Below are 25,476 nucleotides of genomic sequence, written 5' to 3' on the forward strand. Positions count from 1 at the left end.
AAAGTGGCATATCTTGCCGATCTCAACGTTGAATTCGTCGTCACGTGAGATTGTGATCGACTGGAGCCGGACCCGTTGCTCCTGACGAATTCAGTGTGTGGACAGGTTCAAAGAGTTGAACCTTTTCACCACCTTAAAAAAACGGGATGCCTTTGCCGGATGACATGGACGGATGGCAAGGCATGTGCAATGCATGGAGGTCTCGCACGATGGGCAAGATCGGTAGTTCAATTCTTACTTTTCTGCTGTCAGTTCCACTCACGGCAGGCACGCTGGTCGCCATTTTTGGTGTCCCGCAATCCGCACAACTGAGTGCTGCGCCCGATGAAGAGGTCGTTCTCAGAGACCCGTTTCATGAAGGGGATCAATGGGCCAGCGACAGTCAACTCGGACAACCTGCACAGTTCCGTCAGCCTTCTGCCAGCCGCCCTCAATTGCACTTTGGAGAATCCCAAACGGGTGAATCCAATGCCCCTGCTTTCGGAAGCCCGCAAGGAGCTCAAGCGAGCAATTCCCTGGGAAATCATGCTCCGGAATGGGGACAACCTCAGAACGCTCCCGCTCGTGATGCTTATTCCGCTCAGGCTGATCATTCATCGCAGATGAGAAATCCATTTGCTCAGCAAGAGACAGCTGGTCACGCTCAGAACGCTTTCCAACAGCAAGGCCATTCTGCTCCGAATCCTGCAACGACGTTTCCAGTTTCATACGGAGATTCGTCGCCTCTGGCTTCCAATGAAAACACTCATCTCGGCGAATCACGACACATCCCACGCGAAACCGGTATCCAACTCCTGTCCTGGCAGGACGCAGCCAATCGACTCGCTGATCTGGGAATCGAGAACTATCACCTGGAATCGGGAGCCAACCCCGGAACATTTCTCTTTGTTTGCCTGTATCGCCCCGCTGCGACTCCTTCTGTGACTCATCGTTTCGAAGCGGAAGGAAATGATCCTCTCGTCGCTGTGAATCAGGTCATCACAAAAGTGAATGAATGGATCGCAGGCAACTACGCAACCCAGGCCTACTCGAATGCCGCTCCGCGATTCACTCGATAGCCGCATTCAGTCAGAGGCAGAAGTTAAGACCTTCCGAACGGCTTTTCCCTCGTGAAAGAGGATGAATGAATTCGCGTTCGAGTTGGCAGACTCTTCGTTGTGGAAGTGTGCGTGAGATGACTCCTTTTCAGACTAACGCACTCCAACCGAGAAGACCGGAGAATTTCCTTTTCACAGACGCCGTTTCCGGTTGGAAATGGCGTCAGAAGTTCAAAAGGAAATCTGCTGACTCGGTCGCAATTGATCCGGAATCGACAGGGCATCGATCTCCGAAGATGGCACGCGTGGAAGCAGCTCTCTTCGTCGCAGACTCTGCTCTATCTGCACGCAAAGTCAGTCAGGTCGCGATGCTTGCCGACTACAAAGAAGCACTTTCGCTGATCGACATGTTGAATCAGTTGTACGATGTGTCTGGTTCAGCGTTTCGAATCGAACGTGTTGCTTCCGGCTACAAGCTGTTGACGCGCCCGCAGCTTTCTGTGTGGCTGGATCGTGTTCACAGTCGACAGGCTCATCTCAAGCTCTCTCCGCCAGCTATGGAGACACTAACGATCATCGCTTATCGACAACCCTGCACGCGAGCAGATGTCGAAGCCATTCGCGGCGTTCAGGCGTCCGAAATGATCAAGCAGCTTCTCGACAAGAATCTGGTGAGAGTCGTGGGCGAAGATGATTCGCTGGGCCGTCCTTATCTTTATGGGACAACGCGAATCTTTCTGGAGAGTTTCGGCCTCTCGAATGTCAACGAACTTCCGATGGCGGAGCTGTTGAAACCGAAGGAACCGGAAGAGATCAGCGAGTCAGAAACTGACGAAACTGTTGAAGAAACCGACGACGCTACGTTGCAGCTTGAACCCAACGACGCAAGCTCACCGGAATCTGCAGAAATCGCAGAGCCTGAAGACGAAGAAGGCGATCAAGCCGCCGCGTGAGGGAACGCTCTTACCCAGTACCACGAAACAGGCTTGAGCTCGATTTCGGCCTCTCGAAATCGACGCTTGTTGGCTTAGCGGACCGCAATTCTTGGCGTTTCTGTTGCATCATTCGCTTCTAGAGCGACTGTCTCGTCACTCTCAACGAGAGGAGAGATGACTGCCCAATGGACCGTGATCGGAGCCTGATCAGCAGCTGTTTGCCACTGCAGCATGAGTGGCTGCGTTCCGTAGTGAATCTGTCCGTTCAGATCTGCACCGAGCTTCATCGAAAGAGCGTCGACGGTGTACTGTTCAGAAGTGTCATCGCTCCACAGGAGAATGCCTCCGGTCTTCACAAGATCACGATGTGACAACCCGGAACTTCGCTTCGGATCAAGTTCACTAAAGGCCAGCGGGCGATGAAACGTTCCGTTGTACCAGCTTGCGTTCTGGGCAAGATTGGCTGTCCCGCCGATGATCTTGAGCGGCCGCTTGAAGTCCTGATCCGCCCAAATTTTCCGAACCTGCTGAGCGAGATCTTTTCCCGGAAAGTGAACACTTGAAGGGGCTGTGGAAGTGATCATCTTCGGCATCATCGTGTTGATGGTCACGAGCAGGGCAGCGAAGGCACCGACAGCCGCTCCGCAACTGAGCAAAACGCGTCTCCACGAAGCTTTTGACTCTCGCAAATCACACCACAACAAAATTGAAAGACCAGCGAACGTCCACAAAGTCAGTCCGGTGGCTCCGAGGTCGACCCCCACCAATCCAGCCAGGACGAGCATTGAGGCAGCCGGGAGAAGAGTCACGACCAAAAGGTATTGCTTTGCGAAGTCCTGATTTTCTTTGTCGTAGCTGGATTCGTCGCCGAATTGCACAGCCTGAATCATCGGGAGGAGGAGCAAAGCGATCGGAACGACGGCCAGAAGCTGTCGAATGATGAATCGCAGCGCGAATACCACGTGGGCACTCAGAGAGTCCCAGCTGTGCAAGGCTGTCGAAAACGTCTGAAAGTCATTCGACCAGGACCAGAACAGGTGCGGAGCAACGATCAGACCGGCGGTCAAAATCGCGAGAAATGGCCACGAAGTGTCCCAGCATCGCCGGGCTTTGTAGTTCATCAAGGAGAATGCACACATCGCCCAGAAGAGCAGGACCGTGCTGTAGTGGCACAACATTCCCAACCCAAGGAGAACACCAAGAATGACCCAGTCGCGGCGATTTTCCAGCTGAAAAGCCTTGTAAGCCGCAACGATGGACAGCGCCCAAATTGCTCCTGCGAGGTGAGCACTCGTCAGGGCGGAAGAGCCGATCGTGAAAAAGAAACAGCCTTCCAGAACAAGTGCTCCGCAAATGGCTGTCCATGGATGAAGAAACTCTCGGCCGAGTTTCCACGCTGCCCACAGGCATGTGGCGATACACAATTGAGCAATCAAATATGCAGGCCATGCAGCTGGGGCAAAGACTGCAGAAACAATCGACATCACCCAGATCGAAAGCGGTGGCTGATCGAAGTATCCCCAGGCTGGGGACTGCCCCAATGTCAGGATTTCAAGAGTTTCCGTGGGAAGATTTGGCTGCGTGATCGTGGACAGAATCGTCCAGAAAACGACATGGATGCCGAGGAGCGTGTAGAAGAAGCGGATCGTTGGATCGCGACTCTCTTCGTTTTCTTGATGGGTCTTCTGGTGAAACGCGTCGACAATTCGAGTGACGTGTTTGAATTTCTGCGTGTAGGCTTGGCTCATGATATCCGTTTCCCGAGCTGTGGCCTCGGTCGGCTCAAAGCTGCAAAAGGTCCATCTTTTTGCGAAATCGAATCGGAGGCGAGGACATTTCACACATTCCTTTGGGATCGCCAGAAGAGTTCAGCTCAACACTGTGATGTGTCGGACCGCGCACGTTCGTGAAGACCAGGTCGAAAACGCCCGCGAAGATTAACGATCTTTCAAAAAAAACGTCAAGATCGGTCCCATCTCCGGACGCAGCATCAAGCGAGAAGAACATTTCAGATCGTCGAAGAAGCCGTCGTTTGATGTCTTCGCAGCTTTCCACAGCCCGAGATTTGATTCTCAAACGCGTATGGGCTGACAATACGCACGTAAGAACCTATTCTCGCGAGTCGCCGAAGAAAGCACTTAAAAACTACAAGCATTCCGCTCATGCGTGCGGACCGGAGAAGTCATGGAAATTCTGCCAGCCATTGATCTGAGAAACGGAAAGTGCGTCCGTTTGCGTCAAGGCGACTACAATCAGGAGACGATTTTCGGCGATGATCCCGTCGCGATGGCTCAACGTTGGGAGTCTGAAGGAGGCCAGCGGTTGCATCTGGTCGATCTCGATGGGGCGAAAGCAGGAAGACCGGTCAATCTCGATGTGATTTCTCGAATCGTTGAAGCGGTGAACATTCCTTGTCAGCTCGGTGGCGGAATTCGCAGCGAAGAGACCGTCGCTGAGATGTTGAACGACGTCGGAATCGATCGAGTCATTATCGGAACGCAAGCACTCAAACAGCCCGAATGGTTTCAGGAAGTGTGTGAGAAGTTCCCGCATAAATGTTGCCTCGGACTCGATGCCCGAGACTCGATGGTGGCGACGGAAGGTTGGCTCGATGTCTCGGAAACGTCCGCTTTGGAATTGGCGAATCGTTTCATTGGAGTTCCGCTGGCAGCCGTCATTTACACGAACATCGCCAACGACGGGATGATGCAGGGTATCGACGACGGAACGATGTCAGACTTCGTCGAGCTGGCAAAACGTGGATTCCCAGTGATTGCATCGGGTGGCGTCACGACCATGGAAGACATTGTCCGGCTCAACGAACTCTCGAAACAGCATCCGAATCTTGTCGGAGCGATTACCGGTCGGGCGATTTACGAGGGAAAAATCGATCTGGCAGAAGCTGTACGGATCACTGCTTAAATCGTATCCGCGATGGGGGAGCCTCTCAGTGCTCCCTTCTGGCTTCTCTTAGTCTTTGCCGAAGCAGGATTCGCGCATACGCTTTCGCTGATGGATACGGCAATGAAAATGCGCGAGAGTCTTACGCAGAGCAGCAAAAAGATCAGTGAGAACTCTGCTGGAGCGGGGCGATCGAGGAAAGCTCAGCGGGTATCTGTCTTTGGAGCTGAGATCGCCAAGAGTGCGAATTCACAAGCACTTGTGAAAGAAGAAAGAAGCGGAGAGAGCGGGATTCGAACCCGCGGTCCCCTTTGACAGGGACACATCATTAGCAATGATGCGCATTCGGCCACTCTGCCATCTCTCCGTTCAATCGGGGCAACAAAATCATTGCCGCCCACTGGCGCATGCGGAAGATAGATGTTCATTGATCGAGTTGCAAGATTGAGAGCCGGATTCTGTGCTCCCAATTTTCCAACAGCTTCTCTGGGCTGATTCCATCTTGACCAGATCCGCAAAATTTCTCTATGTAGGCCCAACGAAAGGGGTTTGATCTGTCTCAAGGATCACCGGCACCTGATTCGCCTGAGGTTCTCGCTGCGTTTCAAACCTTTTCTTGCAGTTGTTCCGTCTGCCAGACCCCGCCTGGATACGAATCGTCAGACCCATGCTCCCGATGTCCCGACTTCTCCAGCGATATATTCTGGGTCAAGTAATCAAGGTTTTCCTTTCGATTCTTGCCGGGATGACATTGCTGCTGGTCTTCGTCGGAGTTTTTCAACAGGCGGCCGAACTTGGACTCACTCCGCAGCATGCGGTTCGCGTTCTTCCATATATCGTCCCCAGTTTGCTCCCTTTCACGATTCCGGCAGCGATGCTGCTGACCGTGAGTGTGGTTTACGGGCGCTTGTCGGGTGATCAGGAAGTGATCGCGGCCAAAGCGGCGGGAATTCATCCAGTTTCACTAATGTGGCCAGCGTTCGCGTTGGGACTCGCTTTAAGCGTCGGATCACTTGTGCTGACCGACCGACTCATCCCGTGGTCGATTTCCCGCATCGAACAGCATGTTGTGTCTGTGATGGAAGAGTTGTTCATGGAGCGGCTCAAGTCACAGCTTCAATACAGCGATCGAAAACTCGGGCTGCATATCAATGTGGCAGACGTTGAGGGCCACACGCTCATCCATCCTGTGATCCAGTTTTCTAAAGGGAAGGGTGGCGTCACGACGCAGGCGGAACTGGCCCGAATTCGATTGAGTGTCGAGCGTCAGGAGATTCTCGTTCAACTCAAGAATGGCTTCATTGAGTTCCCCGATGACAGCCGCGTCTATTTTCAGGGAGAACGATCCGAGCGATTCCGCTGGGAAACCGATATGGGAGATCGCAAAGCACGACACATCCCGATCACAGAAATATATGGAGAGCTCGACAAGATCGAACGCTTCCGGGAGAGTCAAAAGCAGCTTCAAGCGACGGAAGTTTTCCTCTCGCTGGCGGGTGCCGACTTTCGAAGGCTTGTCACCGATGCGGTCAAACGCTCCAAAACCCTGGCGACCGATCAGTCACGGTTTTTTAAGCTTCGGACGGAAGTTCACAGTCGCTGTTCCTTGGCGCTGAGCTGTTTCTTCTTCACTCTGTTAGGAGTGCCGGTTGCGGTGATGCTCGGGAAGTCTCAATTCGCGACGAGCTTCCTGTTTTGCTTCCTTCCCATCGTGTGCGGATACTACCCGCTGACGCTGGGATTGATGTCGCAAGCCAAAAACGGGACGATCGCTCCAGACTGGTCGATGTGGGTCGCCAATGTGCTCGTGATGATCCTCGGCGGATTCGCGATTCGAAAGGTGATTCGGTATTGATTGCGGAACTGAATCCGGGTACATCCACTTCTGCAACTGTCCAGCCGATTCAATCAAACCCGCTACTGGGCAGCAAGTTGTTTATCCAAAAAGGTTTGTGTCAATGTGCGGCCTCAAAAGGTCGTTGACACTGCATACACCAGATCTATAATCGCCCCGAAACCAACATGCAGCGACATAAAGGCTGTATCAGCGGGCAATCCCATAGGAGAGAGTCATGGCAGAAAACTTGGCCGAATTCAGCGACGATACATTCCAGTCAGACGTATTGGAAAGCAGTCAACCCGTCCTCGTCGACTTTTGGGCGCCATGGTGTGGCCCTTGTAAAATGCTGACTCCAACGATTGAGGCACTCGCCGATCAATACGCTGGCAAAGTCAAAATCGGCAAGCTGAACACCGACGAAAATCGTCAGGCAGCGATCAACTATCAGATCAACAGCATCCCGACTTTGATCGTTTTCAAAGACGGCGAGCCAGTCGATCGCATGCTCGGATTGCAGCAGCAGGAACGTATTGCTGAAGTCCTCGACCGACATCTATAAGTCTTGGTGGAGAGCCGATTGAGTCCGACGAACAGCCCGTTCACGGCGTTCGATCTCAGTCGGCTATTTTCACTGGGTTGTCAAACTCGCTTCGGGGAAAGGATGCCCCATGTCGGACCGACCCGCTGATTACCCGGTTCCATTCGATTCAGAGGATGATCAACGTCTGCAACAGGCGAGTGAAATTTTCACCATGTTGCAGACCCAAATGGATGAACTCGATCGAAAGGAGCGGAGCGTCTCGGAGGCGTTGTCTCTTCTGGCGGACCGGGAAAGTACGCTCGCAAAACGCACCCGAAGTCTGGAAGTCCGCGAACGCGCACTCATCACTGCGGAGCAGCGATCGAGTGAAATTCTAAAGCTCGCCAAAGTTCTACAGGCGAAAGAGAACGAGATTGCTTCCGAGAAGAAGAATCTTGAAATCCAGAAGGTTGAACTTCTCGATTCTCATAAGCGTCAGGTCGCAGAGAGTCTACGCGAACTCGAAGAGAAGTTTCAGCAACAACAATCGGCCGCAGAAGAGCAACTCGATCAACAGCGACGCCAGCTCAATGATCGTGAACAGTTTCTCCAACGTGAGCGCGAAGAGCATCTCAAATCGTCTTCAGCGTTTCGGCTCGAAATGGAGCAGCAGCGGGCTGACCTGCTGAGCGAACACGAGCGAATTCTCGCGGAAAAACAAAGGGAACTCGAAACCGAGTTTGGGCAGAGAGTTGCGAAACAAGAGCAAGAACTCCAACGCTCAAGGTTCGAGTGCGAACGAGACACGGCTGAACTGAAGCGACAGCAAGCAGAGCATCAACAGGCTGTTGAGAAGTTTCGGGACGAGTCTGCCTCTCAACGGGCCAAGCTGGTTGAAGACCACGAAACGCAACTCGCCCATCATCGTCGTCTTCTTGAAACCGAGTTTGCAGAGAAGCAGTCTGCTGCAACTCAAGAATTAGCCAAAGAGCGTGCGCGACTTCAGTTTCAACGAGAAGAGATCGAAGCGGAGTCCGATCGTCATCGACAGGCAGTCGCACAATGGGAGAAAGAATCTGCTGAGCAGCGAACTGCCTGGGAAGCAGCATGCGATCGCCAAATCGCTGAAGAGAAAGAGAAGCTAGAAAGCGAGTTCGAGGAACTTCGGTCAGAGTTCGCGAAGCGACACGGGGAAAAAGAGAGTCATCTCGCCGAGCGAGAACTTCAGTTCGAACGGGATCGTGAAGACTTTCAGAAAGCGGTCAGTGAGTGGGAAGCAGAGTCCGCAAAGCAGCGCGAGCAACTGGAAACGCTTCGCGCTCACCAACTCGAAGAAGTTCGTCAGGAAGTTGAAAAAGAATTCGAGCGACGACAACTGGAACTCGATCAATTGCAAGCGTCGATTGCCGACGAGCGTCAATGCTTCGAACAGGAGAAAACGCAGTGGGCTGCGAATCTCAAACAGCGAGGAAAGTCATTTGAAGCGGAACTGGAAGCACGTCGCCACGAACTGGAAGACTTTGCAGCCTCACAGCTGCAAGAGTCTCAGCTGCAACTCCAATTCGAACGAGTCCGATTGAATCAGGAGAGGAACGACCTCAACGCTGAGACAAAGAGGTTTCAGCAGACGCTCAATCAACAGCGCATGGAACTCAACGAAGAACTCAAGTCATTGCGAATCGAGTTTGACAAGAGTCTCGAACAGAAAGAAAGCGAGTTCAACGACCAGCAGCGAGCCCGTCGAGAAGAACTGTTTGACGAAGTGCGACGGCATAAGAAGGATGTCGAAGATCAGCTCAAAGCCGAACGAGAACAACTCGAACAGACCACTTCGAAACTCAATGCGGACCGTGAGCGATTCCGATCTCACGTTGATGAAGCGATGGCTCGTCTGGCAGAAGAGGAGCAACTTCAGCGAGTCAAGACGGAGCAGTTCCGAACTCAGAAAATTGCTGCCCTCGATCTGCGAGAACAGCAATTGCAGCAGCGAGAGATCGATTTCAAAAAGCGGACAACGCTTCACGAGAGCCACTTGGATCGCGTGCGAAGAGAGTTAGAAACTTCCAAAGCCAAGCTGGAACAGACCCGTCAGAAGCAGATGATCTGGCGTGAAGAAGTCGAACAGGGAATTCGCCTGCGTTTAAGTCAAATGCGGCGCTATCGCGACGTGATGTCCCTCAGAGAACAGTCACTCGATCAGGAACGGGAAGAGTTTTCGGAGAGTCGCAGGAAAGCAGAATTTGAACTGGCGGAAGGTCGCAAGATGTTGGCCGAAGAACGATTTCGGTGGCTGCAGCAGAAAGCGATTTCAACAACAAAACTTCAAGAACTCGACAGCGAAATTCACGATGAGTATCGAACCGTTCAGCAACTGATCAGCCAGTTCGTTGAGCTAACGGCTCCGGAATCGGAATATGGAGCGAACGCCTCAAGTTCTCTGTTCGCCGATTCTGTTACGAGTATTCAGATTTCAAACCTGTTCGAGCGGCTTCGCGAAACACATCAACTGATCCAGCATCGTATCGAACACTCAACAATTTCAGAGACCGACGAAACCGATCAGTCGTCGACGTTCGAAGCTGTGTTCGAAGATCTCTCACAGCAAGTGGAATCAGTTCGAATGCGAGAGGAAGAGTTGGCATCTGCTCGTGAGCAATGGCTGGCTGATCGTCACAAGGCTGAGCACGTCATTCGCGAGCTTGTGATTCAGCTGGAATCTGCACTCGATCAGATCGAGCAATTCGAACAGCAAGCTGAGGGTGGACAGCTTCACTTGGGGCCGGTGCGAGGCCAAAACGTCGCCTGATTTGCATACTCGGCGACTTTGCTTTGTCGTGAGTTCTCTTATCGCTGCCAATTCCGCTCGGCTGAGATGAATTCCCGAAGCTCGTTCGAAACTCCTTCGAATAGCCAAGCAACTGAGACGTTTCGACAATGTCGATGAGTTCGCAGCATGCCGAAACTCGACGAAATGATGATCAGTTCGTTACGATAATTTGACGGCATTAACGAGATTGGAACTATGGAACGCAAGCGACTGATCGAAACCCTGAACGAATTGCACCAGGAACTGGCAAATTCGCGGGAAGAGGTCGATCCCGAAACTCAGGCACTCTTGAAACAGCTCTCTTCCGACATTGATCGGATTTGTGCAGCGGAAACTGAGGAGCAACCGGAGCCTGTCAGCTCGTCGAAGCAGGAAAGCATGATCGACCAGCTTCTCGGTCTGACTGATGAATTCGAAGAATCGCATCCGCGCCTGGCAGAAATCGTGGGTCGAGTTGCCAGCGCACTGAGTCGCATTGGAATTTAGTCCTTTTGCGTGAACCCTCTGTGCACGTCTGACCTCTTTCGTTGTGATGAGTGTTCGATTGCTCACGCGAGGCTACCAATCGCGTTGAGAATTTCCTTGAATCACAACAACAGGGCAAGTGGAAGCCATGCGACCCAAATCTTCTGTCGAAGACATTCGTGCTCGTTTTGATGCTGATGTCGAGCGGTTTTCCAATCTTGAAACCGGCCAGTCTGCGACGGTCGATGCTGTTATTTCGCTCGACTTGATTGCGCAAGCTGCTGCGGCAGTCACACCGGAAGCATCGTCCCTGCTTGACTTAGGTTGCGGGGCCGGAAACTTCTCTCTGCGATTGCTCGACACAGGAGTTCCGATTCGCGAGGTCACATTGATTGATCTCAGTCAGCCGATGCTCGATCGAGCTGTCGAACGAATCCGGTCCTCTCACTCATCGCAGGTATCAACTGAACAGACTGACTTGAGAGAGTGGTCGTTTCCACAGCGGCAGTTTGATGTCGTTCTGGCAGCGGCGGTTCTGCATCACTTGCGATCTGAAGAGGAATGGAAAGCGACGCTCAAGAAGATCTTCGACTCGCTTCGCCCCGGCGGTTCGTTTTGGATTTTCGATTTGGTCAAGTACCAATCGGCTGCTGTCCATCAATTGATGTGGGCACGATACGGTGACTACCTGACCCAACTCAAAGATGCGGAGTATCGAGATCACGTCTTCGAATACATCGAAGTCGAGGACTCCCCCCGGTCTCTTCCCGAGCAGTTGTTCTGGCTCCGCGAAGCCGGTTTCGAGTCGATCGACGTTCTTCACAGCAACACCTGTTTCGCTGCCTTTGGCGGTGTTCGTCCGCTCTGAGCCCCATCAAAGTCACTGAGCTTGCGAAGCTTTTCCGACGCTCCGGAAGTGGTTTGTTGAAGAAGCTTCGTCTGACTGCCTTTTGGTGATCAAGACGACCAGTTCGCAGCTTCACTTCGTGTTTGATGAGGAAATCGTAAATGAACGGAATCGGATTCATTGAAGTGACGTGAAATTCTCGTTTCTTGTTCTTGTCCAATGAGCGGAAGCAGCAAGAATCGCGAAGAGCGATCAATGCAACAAACAGCTGGAGTGAGCGGTGAAGTTTCTGATTTCCAATGATGATGGTTTTGATGCAGAAGGAATTCTGGCACTTAAAGAGGCTGCGAGTTCTTTCGGGCAAGGGGCGATTGTTGCTCCGGATCAGGGTTACTCGGGCTGCGGACATCGCGTGACGGACAAGGCGCCGATTCGTGTCGATTCCCGATCAGACGACTTGCATGTCGTTTACGGGACGCCTGCAGATTGCACTCGCCTGGGATTAGTGAAACTCGTTCCGGACCCGGATTGGGTCCTCTCCGGAATCAATCATGGAGGAAATCTTGCTGGCGATATTTTCATGTCTGGAACTGCTGCGGCAGCGCGAGAAGCAGCAATCTCTGGAAAGAAGGCGATAGCCTTTTCACAGTACATCAACCTCGAAGTCAGTCCGCCGAACTGGGAACGGACAACGCTGTGGACCCGTCATGTGCTGAATGTGCTCTTTGACAAAGAATTGAAGCCGGGGCAATTCTGGAACGTCAACTTTCCCGCACTCCCTGCAGGGGATGTGACTCCTGAAATCGTCTTCTGTCGACACGATACAAGTCAGGTCGATCTGACGTACGAGTGGACCGCTGAAGGGGCAATGTATCGAGGAATATATCGCGAGAGAGGACGTCGACCCGGTTGTGATGTTGATGTTTGTTTCTCGGGGAAGATTTCGGTCACACGAATTCAATTGGATGCGAGCGCTGAGTAAGTGCTTCGCCCTGATCGTCAACGATCCCGGTTCGACCGGTCGATGGTTTGAAGACAATAGACCGCAGAGTCGGGAGAATCGTTGATGTCGAGCTGATTGAGGAATCGATTTTTGCGTTTGGGTTTCAATTCGACCGTTTCGACTGATAGAGTGGAACTAGCAATTTCCTTCGGAAGGCGCTCCCTCCTGCGACGAGATGGTTCCTCACCATGCGAAACTCCACGCTGTCCCTCCTGACGTGTTTTCTCTCACTGGTCTGCCAAGCAGCCTCCGCACAAGTTGATTACCTCGATGAGATCAAACCGATCTTCACTGAGAAGTGCATCAGCTGTCACGGTGCGTTGAAGCAGGAAGGGGGACTCCGGCTCGATACTGCCCGAGCGATCATTCAAGGGGGAGACTCCGGAGAGATCGTTATCGCGAAAGTTCCGGACGAGAGCGAACTTCTGGCACGTGTCGAAGCGGAAGAAGACTATCTGCGAATGCCTCCCGAAGGTGAAGGAGAGGCTCTGAGCGCGGAGCAAATCACCGCCCTGAAGAAGTGGATTCACGAGGGGATGCCAGCCCCGGAAGATGAACAAGGGCAAGCTTCTCCGGAGAGTCATTGGGCTTATCAACCGATTCTCCGACCGGACATTCCTGAAGCTGATACCGATGCAAACTCACATCCCATCGACCAGTTTCTGGCTGCGAAACGAAGCGAAGTCGGGGTCAAGACAGTTGCCCCTGCGGATGCCTTTACTCTTCTCCGACGCGTTTCCCTCGACTTAACCGGGCTTCCGCCGACTCCGGAACAACAGCAGCAGTTCCAGCAAAGCTTTTCTCCGGAAGCTTACGAGTCGGTCGTCAATCAACTTCTCGAAAGCAAACATTTCGGAGAACGTTGGGGACGTCACTGGATGGACGTCTGGCGTTACAGCGACTGGGATGGATACAAGAATCAACTGCGCGGAAGCCAACGGCATCTATGGCATTGGCGAGACTGGATCATCGAGTCATTGAACGCCGACAAGGGCTACGACCAGATGATCACCGAGATGATCGCTGGTGATGAGTTGTATCCCGAACAGCCTGAAATCCTCCGGGCGACTGGCTTCCTCGCGAGAAATTATCATGTCAGCAATCGCAACATCTGGCTCGACTCAACGGTTGAGCACACCGCGAAAGCGTTTCTCGGGCTGACGATCGCATGTGCTCGCTGCCACGATCACAAATACGATCCCGTGTCGCAGACGAGCTATTACTCGATGCGGGCGATCTTCGAGCCGATCAATGTTCGAACCGACCGTATCGCTGGCCAGCCCGATCGTAGCAAGAACGGGATTCCCCGCATCTATGACAAGGACCTCGAGGCTGAGACGTTCCTGTTCATCCGAGGCGACGAACGCCAACCGGATGAATCGACTTCGATCATTCCAGACGTTTTCAACTCGTTTGAGATTCCGTTTGATGTGACTTCGGTAAGTCTCCCCGCGACCGCTTCTGTGCCAGCTTTGATTGAAACTGTTGAACAAGAAGACATGGCGCGGGCCGATACAAAACTCGAGAAAGCCCGCGAAAGGCTGGAGCAGTTTGAACACATCGAACCGACTCCAGCGACGGCTGAGTCTCCTAGGATCGAACCATCAGTTCCCGAGTTCCCTCAGAAGCTTGACGATGACCATCTTGAGGCGAGCTACGCCGCTCGGGCTGCAGACTGGGAGCGACGATCACTGAAAGCACGTTACGACGCCGAGAAAGCCAGGATCGACGATGAATCATCAGAAGCTTTCAAGAGCCTCGCCAGTCTCGCTGCTCAAATTGAACGACGATCCGATGCAGCTCAAGCCAGATTAAAGACGTTCCTCGCCTGGCGGAAACTTCAAAAATCCGAGAAAGAAGAGAAGCAGGAAGCGAAGGACAAGCTCGTCAGTGAACTGAACAAAGCGAGGGAAGAAGAGCGACAGAAGATCAGCGATCTTGCGAAAACGGACGCGAAGTTCACTCCCGTAGGCGAACACTATCCGGAGACCAGCACCGGTCGCCGAACTGCTCTCGCGAAATGGATCACCCATCCTGACAATCCGCTGACCGCACGCGTCGCTGTGAATCATGTCTGGTTGCGTCACTTCGGATCTCCGTTAGTTGAAAGTCCCAGCGACTTCGGGCTGCGAGCACCTCTTCCGGTTCATGCAGAACTGCTGGACTGGCTGGCGAGTGAGCTGATTGAGTCCGGGTGGAGCATGAAGCATCTGCATCGCCTGATTGTCACTTCCGATGCCTATCAGCTCGCATCAACTGACGATCAGGATGTGTTGGCAGAAAATGCAGCGATTGATCCGGAGAACGCATGTTTTTGGAAAGCAAACATTCGAAGACTTGAAGCGGAAATCATTCGTGACTCGATGCTTTTCGTCTCGGGGCAACTCGATGAGTCTCTCGGAGGGCCGGAAATTGCACACGGTGAAGGTGAAGAAGTCTTCCGGCGCAGCGTGTACTTTCAGCATGCCTACGAAAAACAGATGTTGATGATGACGATTTTCGACGCAGCCAACCCTGCGGAATGTTATCAGCGCTCAACAAGCATCATTCCTCAACAGGCTCTCGCTTTGTCGAACTCGTCTTTAACACAGTCAGCGTCGAAGCATCTGGCGATCAAACTCCAAACCCAAGAACTTGATCGAGATGAATTTATCAACGCTGTCTTCGAGAGTGTTCTGTGTCGACCGTGTTCTGAGGAAGAACGCGAAGCGTGTCGAGGATTCCTCGAAAGACAAGCGAGCTTGCTCAGAGATCAAGATGCGCAATCCGATGATTCGGTATCCGAGTCGACTGAGAAGGAGAAGGCGGACGTCGATGTTGCTCTCAGAGCACGACAGAGTCTTGTCCATGTTCTGTTGAATCACAACGACTTCGTTTCTGTTCGATAGTCAGCCTGCAAAACCAGACACAGCAGTCGATGTCGCGCCACACTGATTGAGTCAATTTGTTTCCGGGAGCGTAAAGTATGAATGCCGAAACACTCGCTCGACGAGCTTTCCTGCAAGACATGGGGCTCGGTTTCGGGAGTCTCGCACTGGCAGCTATGACTGCAGAGGAAGCTTTGTCTGCAGAGAAGCTGACTCAACTTGCTCCGCGTGCGAAGAGTGTCATCTGGCTGTTCATGATCGGCGGGACGAGCCATATGGAATCGTTCGATCCCAAGCCGGCGCTCAACAAGTATTCGGGCAAGACGATCGATGAAACTCCGTATGCGGATGTGCTGAAGTCGCCGTTTCTGGACAACGAACGGGTCGTCGCTTTCGATCCGAACAACGGCTTTATTCGAAACGAGATTTATCCTCTGCAGGTCGGATATCAAAAGCGAGGCGAGAGCGGGCTGGAAATCAGCGACTGGTGGCCGCACGTGGCTGAGTCTGCTGATGACTTATGCCTCATTCGTTCGATGTGGACTGAAGACAGTAACCACGGGGCGCAGCTTCAATTTCATACCGGTCGACATCGCGTCGATGGATTCTTTCCAACCGTTGGAGCATGGGCCAACTACGGGCTCGGCTCGCTGAACGATAACCTTCCGAAGTTCGTGGTGATGGGAGATCCGGTTGCGGACTGCTGCGGAGGGCAGGAAGCTCACCGGGCAAATTACCTTGGGCCGCAGTACGACGGAATTCCGCTCAACATCGATCCGAATGACCCGTTGCCGTATGCGACGCCTCCCAAAGGTGTCAGTCCGGAGGAACAAAAGAGCGAGTTCGAACTTCTGCGACAACTCAATGGCTTAACGGCAGCGTCCTATCCGGGCGATGAAGCGATTCGCGCGAGAATGCGATCGTATGAGCTTGCGTTTCGGATGCAGACAGCTGTTCCGGAAGTCGTTCGATTCGTCGATGAAACCGAAGAAACTCAGCGTCTCTATGGATTTGAAGATCCTAAAGCCAAAGACTTTGGCCAGAAAATGTTGACAGCCAGACGGCTCGTCGAACGTGGAGTGCGCTTCGTTCAGGTTTATCACGGAAGCAACGGAGGGGCTGGCCGTTGGGATGCTCACAAAGGTCTGAAGTCGAGCCATACCAACTTGTGTCGAGAAGTTGATCAACCAATCGGCGGGCTCTTGAAAGATCTCAAACAACGCGGGCTGCTGGATGAAACGCTCGTCGTCTGGGGTAGTGAGTTCGGCCGGACTCCCGGTTCTCAGCACTCAGATGGCCGCGATCATCATCCTTATGGCTTCACGGTTTGGATGGCTGGTGGAGGAATTAAGGGCGGAATCGCACACGGCAAGACTGATGAAATCGGCTTCCATGCCGTTGAGAATCGCCACTATGTCACCGACATCCACGCGACAGTTCTCAGGCAACTCGGTCTCGACCATCGGTCACTCGAGATCCCCGGTCGAAAGCGGTTGGAGAAAGACTTCGGTCACGTCATTGACGAGGTCATTGCTTAGGACGTGCTTCGAAAATCTCGGGAGAAAACAGAGCGAAGCTCATTCGCTCATGCGGTTTTCGTACCAGACGACGTTCTTGCTCGCCTGACCAGCCACAACGAGATCGACGTCACCGTCTCCGTCCATATCGATGGACCGGATGTCGTAAGCTGCCTGGGCGTCGTCGAGTTGATGAGTTCGAAAACTTCCTGAGCCATCGTTTTCGAACCATGCTGTCGTCATGGAATCTTTCGCGCATGTCGCTGCATCAATGTCTCCATCCCCGTCGAAATCGGCGATCGCCAGACAATGAGGAGCGATTTGTTCATCTCCGAAGTTTGTACGTTTCATGTCTGGGCCAGCAAACCAGCACAGCCCGCTGCCGTGTCCGCGCGATGCCAACACGTCGTTTTTTCCATCTCCATTCACATCAACGACGAACAGATTTGTGGCGCCGGGTTCATCGTCTGAGATCAGATGCTTTGACCAGCCTTTGGTTGTCGGATCATCAGGAGCTTCCCACCATGCGAACCAGTCGCCAGATCCCGGTTCTGCCATTGGTCCCCCTTTTGCTCCAGTGAGAATGTCCGGTCTTCCGTCGTGATTGACATCGCCGAGTCCCAAATAGTGACTGAGGCCGGGGGCATCCTGATTTGCCGGGATGTAGCGCTTCCAGGGTTGACCTGTTTCGACTCCGATGCGGTCATACCAAACCACAGATTCCGGAAATTCTCCGACTGGTTGAGCGCTGTTCGCGATTAGATCAGCGTGACCGTCAAGGTTGACGTCACCCACGAGAAGGCCATGAATTCCATGAACCTGATCATCGACCAGATGCCACTTCCACTCGCTGCGAGCTTCAGCTTTGTTTTCGGAAGAACTGTTGTATCCGGGATTCTCAAGCCATGCAATGAGTCCGGGATTGTACCGGGCGCAGATGTAATCGAGATCGCCATCCTGATCGACATCCATTGCTTCTGAATGGATGCACTGCTGCATTCGATTTTCATAGAGAACGACGTGTGTCCAGTCGGGTGCGATGTGCAAGTGAACCTGGCCGCTGCTGTGGCTGATCACATCGACAAGTCCATCACCAGTAAAGTCGCCAGCGATGGCCGTCTGACAATTCCCGCCCTCGTAGATGGTGTGTTTGATCCAGGCAGTTGGATCGCCTGCAAGCACAGGTGAAAGAAGAGTGAGCCCGAAAACAAAAGAGACAAGAAGTGTCAAGAAACGCATGGATGTCCTCGCGAGCAGAAGGGACCGCACGCCGGCGAAAAGTTCGCCGGCGGGTCACCTATCTGACTACAGCGAAGAGCGAATTTCAACCATGGCGAACAGTGCGCTGGCAACTCCGGATGCAATCGTCAAGCTGGTTGCAATCGTTTGTTTGAGATAGCTGGCAGGTTCGGATTTGGTGATCGCTGGTCGTTTTGGAATACTGCGTCGAACGCGAGAGGGTTTACCGCGAAGGTCGTTGCATAGACCTTCCAGAAAAGGTAACCCCACATGGAGGTCAGGTGATATAGTCATCGGTCTCTCCGAGTTTGGTGAGTGGTGGAGGGGACGAACACAAACGCTTTCGTCCTACACTCTCAATCGGAATCCCGTGAGCTCCTGATGCAATCTTCAGAATAGAGAAGCGGCGGAATCTGCAGATCGCACGACGACTTTGATTGCTGGGGGCTTGCTGTCAATTGGACCAGCTGAACCACCACTTATGACTGTGTCGAGAAAACTGATCGTCCCGAACGGCGCTGCATCGATCCGGAAATAACGGATTCAAGGATCAGCACGATCAGGGCAGCCAGTAACAGCCATTGCCAGAGACGCTGTCGTGATTCAAGTTCCCGGTTCATCAGCTGACGACTGCTCTCCGGGTTCTCTTCTTCTGCAAGAAGTGCGATTGTGGCGGAGGATATCGGAAGACCGGCTGCTTCAAGAGATTCGAAGGCGACCAAGTCGATTCGCGATTCATCGGGATGCAGGTTGATCGCAATTTCGTGGGCGTTGCCTTCGTTGAGATCAGCTTCGGACTCGGCAAATTTTCCGATTCCAGCCTTTTCCAACACGAACGGAGAATCGTTGGTCACACGGATCGGAGCGTCTTCCGGTTCCTGAAACCAGATTTCAGAGTGTGGCGATTTCAGCAGCGCAGGAGTCAGCGAATCTCCGACGTACAGCTGCGGTTGCTCTTCGACTCGGTTCTCGAGATGTTCAAGAAGCCCATTCATGAGCGGAACGAATTTGCTCCACACAGCCAAATCACTTTCGTCTCTTCCCCAACCGGCAGTCATTAGAATGAGTTGCCTGTTGCCAATCTCCATCAGAAACGGTTCCCCGTCTTCAAAGCTGAGGAGTGCCCGTGCATCCGGAAACGAGTTTGGATCGAATGATCGAAATCCATAGAACCTGACTTTGGTGAAATCGGCGTAACGTGGATCATCGAACGGGGAGAGAGCAGGATGAGTCAGGTCAACTTCTCCAATCATCGCGTAGTCTTCGGGCGTGATCTCGGTGACCGGGCTGGGGGAAATTTCGAGCAAATCATAAATCTGCATCCCCTGCTCGACTGACGTGGCGACGAAGATTGCTGGACGCCCAGATTGAATTGAATCCCGCAGCCAATGGATCTGTTCTTCGTCGCAGTTGGTGCCGATGAGCGTCAGAGTGATTGCGGGATCGTTGACATCGGGAACAGCGTCGAGGCTGTCCCAGTCCGTGATTGTGACTTGTCGCGTCGACGTGGAAGGAAAAATCGGTTCGACAAAGAAGCTCAACCCTTCCGGGCCGCTTGCGTCCGGATCTCCGAAATACAAGATCTGGACATTCCCCGGAGCGACAGGCGCGACATAGCTGACGTTGTCGAACTCAACGTCGTCACCGGTGAGAAGCAGTCGATGCTGGGCGAGACCATCGGGGATTTCCGGAGCACGAACGACTTTCGACTGACCGGGCGGAACGTAAACACGAGTCTTCGACGGAGAGATGTCACTAATGGAAGCTTCCAAACTCTCGAGCTGATCTCGATCCCATTGGAGGTCGAACGTTTCACTCTGAGCGTTCTTGGAGGATTGAACACGCAGGCGAAGATCTTTGTCGGCGGTGTTCGTGGCAGAGATCACATGAGCTGTTGCGTTGGTGAGTGCGTTTTCGAGTTCAATGATCCGGGGCTCGATTTCCACACCTTCTGGCCATTCATAGCCGCGGAGAACTTCCCAGTGACTCCCTTCCTGAAAATCTGAAACGACGACGATCTGGCGTCGGGAAATCTTCCGCTCGCTGTTTTGAGCGAGAAGATCGGCCGCATAAATCAGAGCGTTCCCCAACTCGGTTCGTCGTTGAGTCGGTTTGAGTTCAGACAGCTTTTCTTCGGCGGTCGACTGGCGATTGCTGGCGGGCAGCTCCTGCCAGTCCTCGAAGCTGATGAGCGAATTGGCTTGTTGGTCAAACGCGATGAGACTCACCGAATCGCTGGCGGAGACTGAATTCAGGAGCTCGTTCACTTCTTCGACCGCACGCTCCCATTGATCTGTGTGGCTCATGCTGGCTGAGGTATCGATCAAAATCGCCACACGCCTGCCGACATCTTCCTGAGCGAGAGACTCCTGATGTGAGCGAAAAAACGGTCGTGCAAAAGCGAATGCCAGCAGGCACAGCGCAAGCCCGCGAAGCAGCAGCAGGAGTAAATTGTCGAGCCGGCTGCGCTTGGTCATCCGCGGAGGCGACTGCTCAAGAAACATCAGGCTTCCGAAAACCTGCCGACCTTGTGGAGTTCTCCGGATCAGATGAAACACGATCGGAAGCGTCACAGCCAATCCGGCCAGCAGGTAAAGCGGAGTCAGGAAACTCATGGAGACCTTCCGTTCAGTCTGTTCTCAAATCCGTCTTGGAATCGTCATTGCCGTCGAGTTTGAGTGACGCGCAACCGCGTTTCCAAAAAATCAAGCATCGCGACTTCCAATGGGGAATCTGTTGTGAGGCGAGAAACATAAATTCCGAGTCCGTCACAAATCGCGGAGACCTGATCGAGGTGTTCCTGGAGTCGTCGTTGATACTGCGACCGCGCTTGCTCTGGATCGACGAAAAGTTCCTGTCCGGTTTCTGCATCGAGAAAAACAGCAGGTTGATCGAAGTCGAAACTCATCTCGGCGGGATCGAGAACCTGAAAGACAACCACTTCATTTCCGCCCGCCCGTAAGTAACCGAGGCGAGACTGCAAAATGTCGACGTTCGTCAGGAAGTCCGACATCACAACGAAGAGCCCACGCTTACGAACTCGTTCGGCTGCTTCCTCCAAAGCTGCATTGATTCCTGAAGACGTTCCCTCGGGAGCAGATTCCAAACTGGTCAAGAGTCTGCGGAGTTGGCCCACTCGAAAACGGGCGGGGATGAATTCATCGACCTTGTCGGAAAACCGGAGCAGCCCAACAGCGTCTCGTTGCTGAGTGAGGAAGTATGCCAGCGTCGCAGCGAGTGTTTTGGCGTAGTCTTCCTTGGAGTATCCGAGCGATCCGTACGTCATCGAACGAGAGTTGTCGACGATGAGATGGCACCGAAGGTTGGTTTCGTCCTCGAACCGTTTGATGTAATACCGGTCAGAGCGGGCATAGAGACGCCAGTCGAGATACCGCAAATCGTCTCCTGAGGAGTATTGCCGGTACTCTGTAAATTCTACTGAGAACCCATGATATGGGCTGCGATGGATTCCGTTCATCAGCCCTTCGACGACAGATTTCGCGCGCAACTCGAGCGACTTGATCTGCATCAATGACTGGGAGTCGATATAAGACGGGGGAGGATACGGACGCGGCGCGGAACTCGAAGAACTGGGCATAGCCACACTCTCCTCGACAGGGCTTCATCAGGTCTTCACTATTGTAATGACTCCACAATTGATCCGCGAACCGATCGAACTCTTTCCGTCGCTTCCGTCCGGGTGATGACTCCTCTAAACTGCCAGTGCACTCGAGTTTCTGAGGAGCGTATTCTCAGGGATTAATCGCGCTGATTTGTATCCAGTACCCCAAGTTCAAGCGAATCCATGGCTATTCTCGTCGACAAAAATACCAAGATCATTACTCAGGGAATCACCGGTCGAGCGGGACTGTTTCATTCTCAGAAGTGTCGCGAGTACGCTACAGAACACCGTCCGGGCGAGTCTGTCCTCGTCGGCGGAGTGACTCCTGGAAAAGGGGGCGAGGAAGTCGACGGATTTCCTGTCTACGATTCCGTTGCGAAGGCAATGGCTGAAACCGGAGCGAACACCTCTCTGATCTTCGTTCCGCCTCCGTTCTGTGCTGACGCCATCATGGAAGCCGCCGATTCGGGAATCGAGTTGATTGTCGCCATCACCGAAGGCATTCCTGTGCTGGACATGGTGCGCGTGAAGAAGTTCCTGGCCACCAAACCTAACTCACGCTTGATCGGACCAAACTGTCCAGGAATCATCACTCCCGGAGTTGCCAAGATCGGCATCATGCCGGGCTACATTCATCAACCCGGTTCAGTCGGGCTGATCAGCAAGAGCGGAACCCTCACCTACGAAGCAGCCTGGCAGCTCGGAAACATCGACCTCGGGCAATCGACCGCAGTCGGAATCGGTGGCGATCCTATCATTGGAACGACCTTCATCGATCTGCTTGAAATGTTCGAAAACGATCCGGAAACCAAATCGATCTTGATGATTGGCGAAATCGGTGGAGACGCCGAAATTCAGGCGGCGGAATACATTCAAAGCAACGTCACAAAACCAGTCGCTGCGTTCATCGCTGGTAAGACAGCCCCTCCTGGCAAACGCATGGGACACGCTGGCGCCATTATCTCCGGCGGAAGCGGAACCGCTGAGGAGAAGATCAACGCTCTCGAAAAAGCCGGTGTCGAAGTGGCAGCCAGCCCGGCGGACATGGGATCTGCGATGAAGCGAGCCATCGAAAAGCACAACTCGTAGCATCGCTTCGGTTTCCAACCGAGAATCCCGGTCGTGAGTCGTCCACTGATTTTATTCAATGAGTGGAGGAGTACCGAATTGGATCGATGGGTTGTTGATGCGATTCTGGCGATGTTGTTTGCCGGTGTGACGGCAGTGATCGCAAAACAGGGACTCGAAGGCATCTCGAGTGAGCTGGGGCTTGTCGTTCGAACACTGTTTGTCCTAGTGTTCGTGATCTCGATTTGGTTTCTTCGCGTCCCGGTGCGGGATGTGAAGTCGATCACGTGGTCGCATGTGTCGTGGCTGGGGTTCTCTGCGGTCACGACTGCTCTTTCCTGGCACTTCTATTATCGAGCCATCCAGGACGGAAAAGTTTCGACTGTGGCAGTCATCGATAAGGGAAGTTTCATCGTCGCTGTGCTGCTCGCCTGGATGATTCTCGGCGAGCACGTTTCTGTGCAGACGATGATTGGGACGACGCTGATTTTCGCCGGTCTGGTCATCGTGGTACTTCAGTAAAAGTTTCACTTTCACGGAGGACGTTTGCATCTCCGTGGATGGAATTCCACGACAAGGCACTTGACGGACCGGGTTCAAACATGCAGACTCGGTACACAACACTCAATGAGGAAGTTGAGGCTGATTCCCTTGTTCCCAGCCTCTCCATGATCGCGACAGCGTGGGGCTTACCTGTTGCAGCGACATTAAAAAAGTTGCGTCGATATTGAGTCGATGCGTTCTCTCCTCAACAAACATCACCCCTTCGAGATCGGTCTAACTGACATGGAATCGGTGAGCGCGACGAAACCTGCGGACACAAACTTCAAACTCCGCTTTCATCCACGTGTCCTCGGAACTGCCGCCCCGGTGTTTCCCGGATTCGAAATTGACATCTGCGATCGGGTGACCGACGAGCAAAAACCGGATGCGGTCTGGCATCGAGATCGTGCGAAGAAAATGCTTGCTGCGCATCCGGAAATGAAGGAACTGTTCGGACCGACATTGTCGACAGGCTACTGGTGCGTCCTCGTGAGCAGTTTGCAAGTCGTCATGGCGTGGTTGGTCTGCAGCCAACCTCTCTGGGTGACCTTTGTGGCTGCCTACGTGATTGGATCGTGGATCAACATCAATCTGTTTTTGTTGGCACACGAATGTAATCACCATCTGGTCTTCAAATCAGGGAAGTGGAACCGCTGGCTGTACACGTTCACAACGTTGCCAATGTTTCTCTCGGGACATCATACGTGGTGGGTGGAACATCATGTTCACCACAACGACATGGGGGCGACGAAAGACTTCATTAAACGCCGGCGCAGCTTCTTTCTGGCGACCAAAATCAAAGACTCCATGCCCTACACTCGCGGTCCGTTGTACGACTTTTGTTCGTGGGCGCTGACTCCCCTCTTCTTCCCTTACTCAGGAATCATGCTGATCACTCAAGTCTTGCGTTCAGCGGTCGGCTTGGTCGTATACTTCGCGAGTCTGCCTTTCCGTCGCCGACTTGATCCAAGTGATAAGACCCTGGCGATCCTGGCCGATGAACATCTCGTCAGCGGCTATCAGAGATACGGAATCCGCATGTGGGGCGTGATCTATCCAATTCTCAGCCTAGGACTCGTCGCTGCTTTGTTCTTCTTCGGAGGATGGAAGGCAGTTCTGTATCTGTTCCTGAGCCAACTGTTCATGACAGGTTTCCTGCACCCATTGTTGTTCGGAATGATCCTCAGCAATTCACACTTCCACGGTCACAAAGAATATCAACCGTCAACCTCTTATTACGGTTGGTTGAACAAGATCAGCTTCAACTTTGGACTTCACACCGAGCATCACGATATCTCCGGAATCGCATGGAGTCGTTTGCCGCAGATGCGAAAAATGGCCCCTGAGTTTTACGACGATCTCCTCAAGACAAACTCTTACACGAAGCTCGCCCTACAGTTTGTCTTTTGCCCGCGAGATCAGTTCGAATTGCGGTTCGACAACGAAATTCACCGCAATACCGAGATCTTTACTGAAGAAACGGGTCAGACTCCGGCACCGGTTTCGACTTAGCAACCGAGTGACGAAAGCACTCTAAGGATGAATCCGCAGCGACTCGAAGTATCTGGTGAGCGCTGCGGAGTCGGCTTGCTCTTTCGGAGTTACCGCGATCAGTTGAACGAGGAAGTTGTCGATGCTCGCCAGCTTGGCGATGAAAACGTCTTCGCCATCCTCATAGACAACGTACTTTGCCGCTGATGCGTTCTCGATCTGAATGGATTGAGACGACGTGCGCTGCTTGTCGGCACTGATGGCCTTCCGCTCGAACTCTTCCAAGGCTTGCTCAGCAGTTTGACCTTCGATTTTGGGCAGAAACCCAATCACCACGGTGTACGCAATGCCTTGATGAGTGCATTCGAAAAGTGGTCCGTTCTGGGTCGGTTTCACAGGTAGCCGAACACTCGCATGGGGAATTTCAAGAAGGAAGCCTGTCGTAGACCCATCATCTTCCAGCACGGGCGAATCGTTTGTTTCCGGCAGCTGACTGCTCGCCTGCTGTTGAACTTGATGCTCGGCTTGTTGGGCGAGTTCAAAGATCGATTCAGAAGTTCCCGGAGTCGACGGTGCCGGAGCAGATGGGTTCGGCGTGAGTTGTGTTTTGTTCTCGAGTTCCGGGGATTGATTCTGGCATCCCGGAGTGATGAACAGGACTGCAAACATCAAGACCGAATAGATCGCCGCGATCAATTTACGTTGTGATCTCATGTCTCCGAGTCCTCGGCAACAGACAGCAACTGCGAAGAAG

The 25,476-nt window shown here is 53.0% G+C and carries 21 protein-coding genes and 1 tRNA gene; 15 read left to right on the top strand and 7 right to left on the bottom strand.

Annotated elements, in window-relative coordinates:
- Positions 1 to 146: 146 nt before the first annotated feature.
- Positions 147 to 1,058: a hypothetical protein gene (locus AB1L42_RS09910; protein WP_367053983.1), complete on the top strand. Its 912-nt coding sequence runs from the start codon at positions 147 to 149 to the stop codon at positions 1,056 to 1,058.
- A 116-nt stretch (positions 1,059 to 1,174) separates the two neighbouring features.
- Positions 1,175 to 1,990 (top strand): SMC-Scp complex subunit ScpB, encoded by an 816-nt coding sequence (scpB, locus tag AB1L42_RS09915; protein WP_367053988.1) that lies wholly within the window; start codon positions 1,175 to 1,177, stop codon positions 1,988 to 1,990.
- Between the two features lie 74 nt (positions 1,991 to 2,064).
- Here the strand turns inward: scpB and AB1L42_RS09920 are convergent, their stop codons facing one another.
- A complete protein-coding gene (locus AB1L42_RS09920) occupies positions 2,065 to 3,720 on the bottom strand; it encodes a glycosyltransferase family 39 protein (RefSeq protein WP_367053991.1) in 1,656 nt (551 codons plus the stop codon).
- Positions 3,721 to 4,156: 436 nt separating this feature from the next.
- Between AB1L42_RS09920 and hisA the strand changes: the two genes are divergently transcribed.
- On the top strand, positions 4,157 to 4,894 hold the full coding sequence (gene hisA, locus AB1L42_RS09925) for a 1-(5-phosphoribosyl)-5-[(5-phosphoribosylamino)methylideneamino]imidazole-4-carboxamide isomerase (protein ID WP_367053994.1): 738 nt from the start codon (positions 4,157 to 4,159) through the stop codon (positions 4,892 to 4,894).
- Between the two features lie 257 nt (positions 4,895 to 5,151).
- Here hisA and AB1L42_RS09930 read toward each other — a convergent pair.
- Positions 5,152 to 5,240, bottom strand: a tRNA-Ser gene (locus AB1L42_RS09930).
- Positions 5,241 to 5,549: 309 nt separating this feature from the next.
- Here AB1L42_RS09930 and AB1L42_RS09935 point away from each other — a divergent pair.
- From AB1L42_RS09935 to AB1L42_RS09970, 8 genes are all read left to right on the top strand, one after another.
- The gene (locus tag AB1L42_RS09935) at positions 5,550 to 6,728 is read left to right on the top strand and encodes an LptF/LptG family permease (RefSeq protein ID WP_367053997.1); all 1,179 of its coding nucleotides are present in this window, start codon (positions 5,550 to 5,552) and stop codon (positions 6,726 to 6,728) included.
- 217 nt (positions 6,729 to 6,945) lie between these two features.
- Positions 6,946 to 7,272: a thioredoxin gene (gene trxA / locus AB1L42_RS09940; protein ID WP_367054000.1), complete on the top strand. Its 327-nt coding sequence runs from the start codon at positions 6,946 to 6,948 to the stop codon at positions 7,270 to 7,272.
- A 109-nt stretch (positions 7,273 to 7,381) separates the two neighbouring features.
- Positions 7,382 to 10,039, top strand: a complete 2,658-nt coding sequence (locus tag AB1L42_RS09945) for a hypothetical protein (RefSeq protein ID WP_367054003.1) — start codon at positions 7,382 to 7,384, stop codon at positions 10,037 to 10,039.
- Positions 10,040 to 10,255: 216 nt separating this feature from the next.
- Positions 10,256 to 10,546 (top strand): DUF4404 family protein, encoded by a 291-nt coding sequence (locus AB1L42_RS09950; protein ID WP_367054006.1) that lies wholly within the window; start codon positions 10,256 to 10,258, stop codon positions 10,544 to 10,546.
- Between the two features lie 127 nt (positions 10,547 to 10,673).
- The gene (locus AB1L42_RS09955; protein ID WP_367054009.1) at positions 10,674 to 11,393 is read left to right on the top strand and encodes a methyltransferase domain-containing protein; all 720 of its coding nucleotides are present in this window, start codon (positions 10,674 to 10,676) and stop codon (positions 11,391 to 11,393) included.
- Positions 11,394 to 11,652: 259 nt separating this feature from the next.
- The gene (surE, locus tag AB1L42_RS09960; RefSeq protein ID WP_367054012.1) at positions 11,653 to 12,354 is read left to right on the top strand and encodes a 5'/3'-nucleotidase SurE; all 702 of its coding nucleotides are present in this window, start codon (positions 11,653 to 11,655) and stop codon (positions 12,352 to 12,354) included.
- A 209-nt stretch (positions 12,355 to 12,563) separates the two neighbouring features.
- Positions 12,564 to 15,263, top strand: a complete 2,700-nt coding sequence (locus tag AB1L42_RS09965) for a DUF1553 domain-containing protein (RefSeq protein WP_367054015.1) — start codon at positions 12,564 to 12,566, stop codon at positions 15,261 to 15,263.
- A 77-nt stretch (positions 15,264 to 15,340) separates the two neighbouring features.
- Complete coding sequence (locus AB1L42_RS09970; RefSeq protein WP_367054018.1) at positions 15,341 to 16,780, top strand: DUF1501 domain-containing protein; 1,440 nt, start codon at positions 15,341 to 15,343, stop codon at positions 16,778 to 16,780.
- A 39-nt stretch (positions 16,781 to 16,819) separates the two neighbouring features.
- Here AB1L42_RS09970 and AB1L42_RS09975 read toward each other — a convergent pair whose 3' ends face one another.
- From AB1L42_RS09975 to AB1L42_RS09990, 4 genes are all read right to left on the bottom strand, one after another.
- Positions 16,820 to 17,998, bottom strand: coding sequence for a VCBS repeat-containing protein (locus AB1L42_RS09975; protein WP_367054021.1), 1,179 nt, complete (start codon positions 17,996 to 17,998; stop codon positions 16,820 to 16,822).
- 66 nt (positions 17,999 to 18,064) lie between these two features.
- Entirely contained in the window at positions 18,065 to 18,292 is a 228-nt protein-coding gene (locus AB1L42_RS09980; protein ID WP_367054024.1) for a hypothetical protein, read from the bottom strand.
- A gap of 185 nt (positions 18,293 to 18,477) precedes the next feature.
- Positions 18,478 to 20,613, bottom strand: coding sequence for a BatA domain-containing protein (locus AB1L42_RS09985; RefSeq protein ID WP_367054027.1), 2,136 nt, complete (start codon positions 20,611 to 20,613; stop codon positions 18,478 to 18,480).
- A gap of 44 nt (positions 20,614 to 20,657) precedes the next feature.
- Positions 20,658 to 21,596: a DUF58 domain-containing protein gene (locus tag AB1L42_RS09990; RefSeq protein ID WP_367054029.1), complete on the bottom strand. Its 939-nt coding sequence runs from the start codon at positions 21,594 to 21,596 to the stop codon at positions 20,658 to 20,660.
- Positions 21,597 to 21,803: 207 nt separating this feature from the next.
- On the opposite strand from AB1L42_RS09990, the gene sucD reads away from it, so the two are divergent.
- From sucD to AB1L42_RS10010, 4 genes are all read left to right on the top strand, one after another.
- Positions 21,804 to 22,709: a succinate--CoA ligase subunit alpha gene (gene sucD, locus AB1L42_RS09995; protein ID WP_367054031.1), complete on the top strand. Its 906-nt coding sequence runs from the start codon at positions 21,804 to 21,806 to the stop codon at positions 22,707 to 22,709.
- Positions 22,710 to 22,787: 78 nt separating this feature from the next.
- Positions 22,788 to 23,210, top strand: coding sequence for an EamA family transporter (locus AB1L42_RS10000; RefSeq protein ID WP_367054035.1), 423 nt, complete (start codon positions 22,788 to 22,790; stop codon positions 23,208 to 23,210).
- 80 nt (positions 23,211 to 23,290) lie between these two features.
- Entirely contained in the window at positions 23,291 to 23,419 is a 129-nt protein-coding gene (locus AB1L42_RS10005; protein ID WP_367054038.1) for a hypothetical protein, read from the top strand.
- Positions 23,420 to 23,423: 4 nt separating this feature from the next.
- Positions 23,424 to 24,743, top strand: a complete 1,320-nt coding sequence (locus AB1L42_RS10010; protein WP_367054041.1) for a fatty acid desaturase — start codon at positions 23,424 to 23,426, stop codon at positions 24,741 to 24,743.
- A gap of 21 nt (positions 24,744 to 24,764) precedes the next feature.
- Here AB1L42_RS10010 and AB1L42_RS10015 read toward each other — a convergent pair whose 3' ends face one another.
- The gene (locus AB1L42_RS10015; protein WP_367054044.1) at positions 24,765 to 25,436 is read right to left on the bottom strand and encodes a hypothetical protein; all 672 of its coding nucleotides are present in this window, start codon (positions 25,434 to 25,436) and stop codon (positions 24,765 to 24,767) included.
- Between the last annotated feature and the right edge of the window lie 40 nt (positions 25,437 to 25,476).

Source organism: Thalassoglobus sp. JC818, from assembly GCF_040717535.1.
GTDB lineage: Bacteria > Planctomycetota > Planctomycetia > Planctomycetales > Planctomycetaceae > Thalassoglobus.

Excerpts from the sequence above, each read along its gene's own strand:
- AB1L42_RS09980 (WP_367054024.1), bottom strand. The coding sequence starts at position 18,292 with ATGACTATATCACCTGACCTCCATGTGGGGTTACCTTTTCTGGAAGGT.
- AB1L42_RS09970 (WP_367054018.1), top strand. The coding sequence starts at position 15,341 with ATGAATGCCGAAACACTCGCTCGACGAGCTTTCCTGCAAGACATGGGG.
- AB1L42_RS09955 (WP_367054009.1), top strand. The coding sequence starts at position 10,674 with ATGCGACCCAAATCTTCTGTCGAAGACATTCGTGCTCGTTTTGATGCT.
- scpB (WP_367053988.1), top strand. The coding sequence starts at position 1,175 with ATGACTCCTTTTCAGACTAACGCACTCCAACCGAGAAGACCGGAGAAT.
- AB1L42_RS10015 (WP_367054044.1), bottom strand. The coding sequence starts at position 25,436 with ATGAGATCACAACGTAAATTGATCGCGGCGATCTATTCGGTCTTGATG.
- AB1L42_RS09985 (WP_367054027.1), bottom strand. The coding sequence starts at position 20,613 with ATGAGTTTCCTGACTCCGCTTTACCTGCTGGCCGGATTGGCTGTGACG.
- sucD (WP_367054031.1), top strand. The coding sequence starts at position 21,804 with ATGGCTATTCTCGTCGACAAAAATACCAAGATCATTACTCAGGGAATC.
- trxA (WP_367054000.1), top strand. The coding sequence starts at position 6,946 with ATGGCAGAAAACTTGGCCGAATTCAGCGACGATACATTCCAGTCAGAC.
- AB1L42_RS10010 (WP_367054041.1), top strand. The coding sequence starts at position 23,424 with ATGCGTTCTCTCCTCAACAAACATCACCCCTTCGAGATCGGTCTAACT.
- AB1L42_RS09945 (WP_367054003.1), top strand. The coding sequence starts at position 7,382 with ATGTCGGACCGACCCGCTGATTACCCGGTTCCATTCGATTCAGAGGAT.
- AB1L42_RS09935 (WP_367053997.1), top strand. The coding sequence starts at position 5,550 with ATGTCCCGACTTCTCCAGCGATATATTCTGGGTCAAGTAATCAAGGTT.
- AB1L42_RS10005 (WP_367054038.1), top strand. The coding sequence starts at position 23,291 with ATGCAGACTCGGTACACAACACTCAATGAGGAAGTTGAGGCTGATTCC.
- AB1L42_RS09910 (WP_367053983.1), top strand. The coding sequence starts at position 147 with ATGCCTTTGCCGGATGACATGGACGGATGGCAAGGCATGTGCAATGCA.
- hisA (WP_367053994.1), top strand. The coding sequence starts at position 4,157 with ATGGAAATTCTGCCAGCCATTGATCTGAGAAACGGAAAGTGCGTCCGT.
- AB1L42_RS09990 (WP_367054029.1), bottom strand. The coding sequence starts at position 21,596 with ATGCCCAGTTCTTCGAGTTCCGCGCCGCGTCCGTATCCTCCCCCGTCT.
- AB1L42_RS09920 (WP_367053991.1), bottom strand. The coding sequence starts at position 3,720 with ATGAGCCAAGCCTACACGCAGAAATTCAAACACGTCACTCGAATTGTC.
- AB1L42_RS09965 (WP_367054015.1), top strand. The coding sequence starts at position 12,564 with ATGCGAAACTCCACGCTGTCCCTCCTGACGTGTTTTCTCTCACTGGTC.
- AB1L42_RS09975 (WP_367054021.1), bottom strand. The coding sequence starts at position 17,998 with ATGCGTTTCTTGACACTTCTTGTCTCTTTTGTTTTCGGGCTCACTCTT.
- AB1L42_RS09950 (WP_367054006.1), top strand. The coding sequence starts at position 10,256 with ATGGAACGCAAGCGACTGATCGAAACCCTGAACGAATTGCACCAGGAA.